Here is a 5,544-nt window from a genome sequence, read left to right as displayed (position 1 = left end):
GGAGAACTGGTGCTCTTAGAAGCTAACGGGCACATGGGGCGGCGGAACACGCGCGTAGCGAGGGTCGACATTCCGGCGTCTGTGATCAGGGAGATCTGGGCCCGAGCCGCCGGACGCTGCGTCCTTTGCTCCGCTTATCTGCTTGGCACAGGTCGCTCCTTCTTTCACACCGCGCATGGTGAGATCGCGCACAATGTTGGTGCTACTCAAGGAAAGAAATCCCCGCGAGGTGCCTCCAAGCTGTCGCTCGAAGAACGTTCGAAGGCGGAGAACCTCCTGCTGCTGTGCCACCAATGTCACCGGATGATCGATGCTGCGGGTGCCGAAGAGGTTTACACAGACGAGTATCTTCGCGAGCGCAAGCAGGTGTTCGAAGATCACGTCCGCCGTGTCACCGATTTTGCAACGGTGACCGAAACTGCGGTTGTCCGCGTTACGGGGCGTGTGCGAGGAACCTTCGCGCCGGCAACAGACCGTCAGGTGAGTTCGGCTCTTCATCTCGAGGGCATGCGGTACGCCGGCGAGCACCCGCGCGACGCCGAGTTCGTTGTGTCCATCGACTCCGAGGACACTGATTCCTGGGTGTGGCAAGAGGGAATGAAAAAGATCGTGACGAAGTTGTCAGCCCTCCGGGACACTCCTTTCGACACAGTCTCGGTCTTCGCAATGGCACCAGTGCCGCTCCTGGTCTTTCTGGGGTCAAAGCTCGAAGACAAGGGAGACATCCGTGTGTTCCCACGCTTCCGAGATGCCGAGGACTTGGCGTGGTGTTGGCGAAGCAGGCCGGGTTCCTGTGCAACTTTCGCTGTCGCTTCGAGCGGCGCCAGTGCAACGGCCACGGAGGTCGTTCTCACTGTGAACGTCTCTGGTGTAGTTGACCTGGGTGCGGCACCTGCTGACTTCGCCGCCCTCCCTCGAGTGACGCTCGCCGCAGATGCGCCGGGGCCGGACGCGATACAGACTAAGGCGGACTTAGCCGCGTTTTCGCGTGCGTGGAGGTCGGCGCTCGCTCGAGTGGAAATGGACTACCCATTGTGTGAGCGGATACACATGTTGGCAGCCGTGCCCGTGGTAGCCGCCGTAGCGTGTGGCCAGCATTACATGCGAGGCGCCCAGCCTGCACTAGTGGTGTATCAGCGTGCCCGTGAGGGTTATATCGAGGCATTGACCCTATGAACCCTTCCCATCATGTTTACCCATGGAACGCGGGCTTGAGTCGGCAGTTCTATTCGAAAAGGTAGTTCGCGAGGTCTACACAACGGGCAGCTTCTTCTCTCCTGGCGGTGCTGTCACGAAGGTCGACTAATTGGCAACGGGTACTTGTTACGTCCCGGTGACGGCGGGTGTCGCGCCCAGGCATTGACGTGAAACTGGTCGTGGGTGTAATGTTGAAGCCAACATGACAGGTCTGCTTCTCGCGATGAGACGCGGGCCTGTTCTCTTTCTGCCTCCCCCGGTGTCGGGGCACTAGGATAATGTGCATGTGACGAGCCCCGATAGTACTTACGCGAAGCCATTCCTTACAGTCCCAGAGCAGATTCGGCGGTTGCGTAGCCGTGGTATGGACTGCGGCGACGACGCTTACGCGGCGGACGTGCTGGAACGCTATGGCTATTATCGGCTGTCGGGGTACTGGCACCTCTACCGCGAACGCCCTGCCCCGCCCGAGCCTCAGTTCGACGAGGACGGTCGTGAGGTCCGCCTGGACACTTTCGTGCCCGGAGCCAATCTTGCGCATGTGGTCGCGCTCTACGAGTTCGATCACGGGGTCCGTGTTCGCTTGGGTGACGTGCTCAGTGGCATTGAGACGGCTTTCCGCTTCTATGTCGGTCATAGACTTGGAAGGGTCGACAAGTTCGCGCACCGCAAGCCAGAAATCCTGGGCGCGATGCGCGAGGTGGAACAACACTTGCTCGTCCGTGCATGGGGTGCGCTTAGTCGGCGGCCGCAGTCTCCTCGCGCGGCGCCGACTAAGGCCTACCGGGAGTGGCTTGAGGAGTATGACCGCCATGAGCGACGGGCCAGGGGAGACTTCGTCGCGCACTTTCGGCAGAAGTATGGTCCCCACCTGCCGATCTGGGTGGCGACGGAGGTCATGTCGTTTGGTGTTCTAAGCAATCTCTACGGGCTGATGCGGCAGAGCGACCAGGAGATTCTCGCCGCGCGATTCCAGGTGCGAGCCGCCGATGGCCGCGGAGATCGAGGAGCCCTTGGTAACTGGCTCAACAGTCTCAGAAACGTGCGGAACATCTGCGCTCACTACGGCCGTGTGTGGAACCGTGCGTTCGACGTCCTCCTCGACGCGCCTGGTCAAGCGCGCAAGAACGACGATGACCTCCTTGCGCGGCTCACGGACGACGGCACGAAGAACAGGCTCTATGGTGTTCTGCTCGTCATGCGATACCTGATGCTGAGCATCGAGCCAGAAAATATCGATGTCGTGGACCTGGTTGACTTCATCGAACGCAGGTCACACGCTCTTGGTTTCGGCATGGCGCAGCTTGGCTTCCCGGACGACTGGAAAGAAAATCCGATCTGGGGCCGCACATTTGTCCTGGATCGTTCGCCAATGCTGGCCGCGAGCCTGCTGGACCGAACGGATTGCCTCAGTGCACCCAAGGCTCGTGAAGCGCTCACTACCGCCGAGCCGTCCCGCGTGGACGGCTCTCGGACGCCGGCTCAGCTGACAGCGGCGAAGCGAGCGGCACAGAAGAGCTTGCTCCGAACCTACCTCAAGTATCGAGTCGTCATCGAGGTCGAACTGGGCGAGACGAAGTTCTATCCTGCGTTCCAGTTCCGCGACGGCAAGATCATCGACGCTCTTGCCGAAGTCAACAAGGAGCTCGTCGCTCGTTGCGAAGATGCGGACCCGGCCAAGGTCGCAAGGGCCTTGCTGGACTGGTGGCAGACGCCGCACCCGGGCCTGCCAGGGGCCGCAGGCGGGAAAGACCGATCGCCACTCGACCTTCTGTGGGATGTCTCGGAATACGAGTTCGAGGCCGCCGTCCGAGAAGCAGGCGCATTGAGCAGTTTCGTCGTGCCGGAGCGGCGTGGTTAAGGACCACGCCTCATTCAAGGCAGGTTCATGCCTGCGGGTCCGGTGTTCACTTCTCCTGCCTGAGCATGGAGCTTCGGGAGGTAAGCCAGAGGCTTCCGAGTAGGAGAGCCGCTGCGCTTCGCGGTGCTTCTCTCGAGCAGGCTGGCGAACCCCGCGAAGGAGGCTTCTCGCTGAACCGGTTGCGAACAATCAAATGCCTGCCTCCCTCCCCCCCTTGGGCTGCCCTTGGGTAGGTCAACGGTCGGAGGCCAGGACTCCGTAGATGAGAGTGTCTGTCCATTCTCCCTTGCTCCACCAGTCCTGGCGCAGGTGAGCCTCATGGCGCATCCCAATGCGTTCCGCCAATCGCGAGGACGCGGTGTTGCGTGCGTCCATCTGGGCGGCGACACGATGGAGTGCGTAATGTTCAAGACCAATATCAAGAACGGTGCTAACTGCTTCGGTGGCGAGGCCTTGTCCGCCATAGGCCGGGTCCATGACCCATCCGATTTCAGCAACCCGGTGCTCTGGGTTGGTCAGCCATAACAGGACATCTCCGATAACGGTGCCATCGTGCTCGATGACGAGTGCCAGTGCCCCGTTGTCTTGGTCCAGACCTGTCTGGCTCAGCCTCTGCTGAACTCGTTGTTCAGCCTCCATCTCAGACCAAGGGTCATCCAACAGGTAGCGGGCCACTTCGGTCTGGCTGTAGATGCGCTGCAATGGCGCCGCGTCACTTTCCTGGTGGGGGCGCAGAAGCGTCCGATCAGTTTCGCGAGGGAATGGAGAAGTGTGCTTCATGCGCTAAAGCTAACATAGTTCGGATAGTGTGATGTCGTGAGTTATTGGGAGCATCGCAAACCTGTTCGTCGTTCTCGTGCTGTCGACGTAGACCAGGTGGCGGAGGAGGCCGCCTGTGTGCTGGATGAAGGAGGGATTCGGGCGCTGACGATCCGTGCGGTCGCCCAACGGTTAGAGGTGGCTGCCTCGAGTCTCTACTCGCGAGTGTCATCGCTGGATGACCTCTATGACTTAGCGTTGGATAGGGCATTGTCCACGGACGGAGGCGTACAGGACGCCATGAATGACGCCGGGCTGCACGAACTCATGATGAGCTTCTACCGGCATCTGGTAGCTCACCCGTGGGCCTGCCAGGTCATTGCTATGCGGGCACCTCGTGGCCCGAATTACTTATTGCTTTCCGAGCGCATGTGCAGCCTTCTCGTCGAACGAGGCGCAGGGGACCCGTTAGGTAAAGCGTACATATTGTCCAACTTCGTGATCGGCAGTGCGACAACCACTCCGATGGCGCGCAACGAGTGGGCCGCTCCTATAGATGCAGGCGTCGCTCCGGTCTATGCCAAGTTGCACGCCGTACATGACGTGGATCCAGAAACCCTTGTTAGTGACGGGATTCAGGCCCTTCTATCGGCGTAGCCAGATGATGCAGGAGCGTTCAGGCTAGATTTGTACCGAGGCCTCCGCAGGTTTCTCGAGCCACGAGACAGACCGTCCATCGTGGGGCGAATGGCCTCCTGGCGAAGGCGTGAACGCTGTCCACAGTCGTCAGGTAGTTGGGTAATCGGTGGGTGAGGGCTAGCGAATTTGGAACTCTGGGTCGGCTTCCTGCTAATGACCATCTCAGTGCTAATGGTCTACGACACCTCGGTCAGCTGATCCTGGTGACGTGGGGGAGAGGTCGAGATCAAAATGGCAAGCAAATGCCGCCCGATCGCTCGTCATGACGGGACCTGACTTCCGACGAGACAGCATTTGTAGACCTTGGTCATTCCAGCGAGTGCTCCAATGACGAAGAGGGAAGAACCCTCCTCCCTTGTAGGCTCAGATATATCTTCATGCGTCATCCAAATCTCGAGAGGAGGTCGGGACGTGGGAGCGCGGTCCTGTCTCAGAATCCAGGACGACCACCACCACAACGACTCGCGGCCCCGGAGGCCGGCGGATGCTCCCACGGTGGGCGGCTCCAGCCCGGTGTTAGGCAGGATGTGTAGAAGGCTCAGTCGTGCTGGCGTCACCGTCCTGCTGATCGGGGTAATGACTGGTTGTTTGAGCGACACGAGTACTGACCTCCAGGAGCAGCCTTGGGTAGTGGTTTCGTCCAATGGGGAAGGCGGAGAAATGATCTTTACCAGTAGCACTGTTCGCTATGACTCCAGCGAGTTCACCCGAGGGTATAGCTACACGCTGGACGAGGACGTTCTCTTGCTGGAGATCCGAGACATTCCTGAATCCACTGACTTGGTTTTTCTGGTCGAGCGTGACCGACAGGACTATCACCTGGTCCCCGAGACTGAGGAAGCCCAGGAGGAGTTGGGGGAATTGGTTCTCTCCCCAATGCAAGACGACTAGAGCGTGTCTGAGAATTATGTGAGGGGTGGCCTGGAAGCCTGGAGACATGTCTCGTCTCCAGGTTCTTTCTGATGCTCAGTGGGAGCTGATCGCTGATCAGCTGCCCAAGCCCACAGGACGCAAAGGGCGTCCCTTCG

Annotated in this window: 5 protein-coding genes and 1 pseudogene; 5 read left to right on the top strand and 1 reads right to left on the bottom strand. The window is 59.8% G+C overall.

Going from position 1 to position 5,544, the window contains the following annotated elements; all coding sequences use genetic code 11:
- Both FEF27_RS12825 and FEF27_RS12820 read left to right on the top strand, forming a co-directional pair.
- Positions 1-1,176 (top strand): SAVED domain-containing protein (locus tag FEF27_RS12825; protein ID WP_138171278.1); only part of this gene is annotated, 1,176 nt, incomplete at its 5' end.
- 385 nt (positions 1,177-1,561) lie between these two features.
- Positions 1,562-3,058, top strand: coding sequence for an Abi family protein (locus FEF27_RS12820; RefSeq protein WP_243729249.1), 1,497 nt, complete (start codon positions 1,562-1,564; stop codon positions 3,056-3,058).
- Positions 3,059-3,292: 234 nt separating this feature from the next.
- Here the strand turns inward: FEF27_RS12820 and FEF27_RS12815 are convergent, their stop codons facing one another.
- Complete coding sequence (locus FEF27_RS12815) at positions 3,293-3,838, bottom strand: GNAT family N-acetyltransferase (RefSeq protein ID WP_138171276.1); 546 nt, start codon at positions 3,836-3,838, stop codon at positions 3,293-3,295.
- 36 nt (positions 3,839-3,874) lie between these two features.
- Here FEF27_RS12815 and FEF27_RS12810 point away from each other — a divergent pair, with 36 nt between their 5' ends.
- The 3 genes and pseudogenes from FEF27_RS12810 to FEF27_RS13520 all read left to right on the top strand — a co-directional run.
- Positions 3,875-4,474, top strand: coding sequence for a TetR/AcrR family transcriptional regulator C-terminal domain-containing protein (locus FEF27_RS12810; RefSeq protein ID WP_138171275.1), 600 nt, complete (start codon positions 3,875-3,877; stop codon positions 4,472-4,474).
- A gap of 702 nt (positions 4,475-5,176) precedes the next feature.
- On the top strand, positions 5,177-5,407 hold the full coding sequence (locus FEF27_RS12805; protein WP_138171274.1) for a hypothetical protein: 231 nt from the start codon (positions 5,177-5,179) through the stop codon (positions 5,405-5,407).
- A gap of 46 nt (positions 5,408-5,453) precedes the next feature.
- A pseudogene (locus tag FEF27_RS13520) lies at positions 5,454-5,544 on the top strand (IS5/IS1182 family transposase); the annotation flags it as partial.

Source organism: Nesterenkonia sphaerica (assembly GCF_005771565.1).
Classification (GTDB): Bacteria; Actinomycetota; Actinomycetes; order Actinomycetales; family Micrococcaceae; genus Nesterenkonia; species Nesterenkonia sphaerica.
This window is presented reverse-complemented; position numbering and strand designations above follow the sequence as displayed.

What these genes read in the sequence shown, in the direction of transcription:
- FEF27_RS12805 (WP_138171274.1), top strand. Translation starts at nt 5,177, where the DNA reads ATGATCTTTACCAGTAGCACTGTTCGCTATGACTCCAGCGAGTTCACC.
- FEF27_RS12820 (WP_243729249.1), top strand. Translation starts at nt 1,562, where the DNA reads ATGGACTGCGGCGACGACGCTTACGCGGCGGACGTGCTGGAACGCTAT.
- FEF27_RS12815 (WP_138171276.1), bottom strand. Translation starts at nt 3,838, where the DNA reads ATGAAGCACACTTCTCCATTCCCTCGCGAAACTGATCGGACGCTTCTG.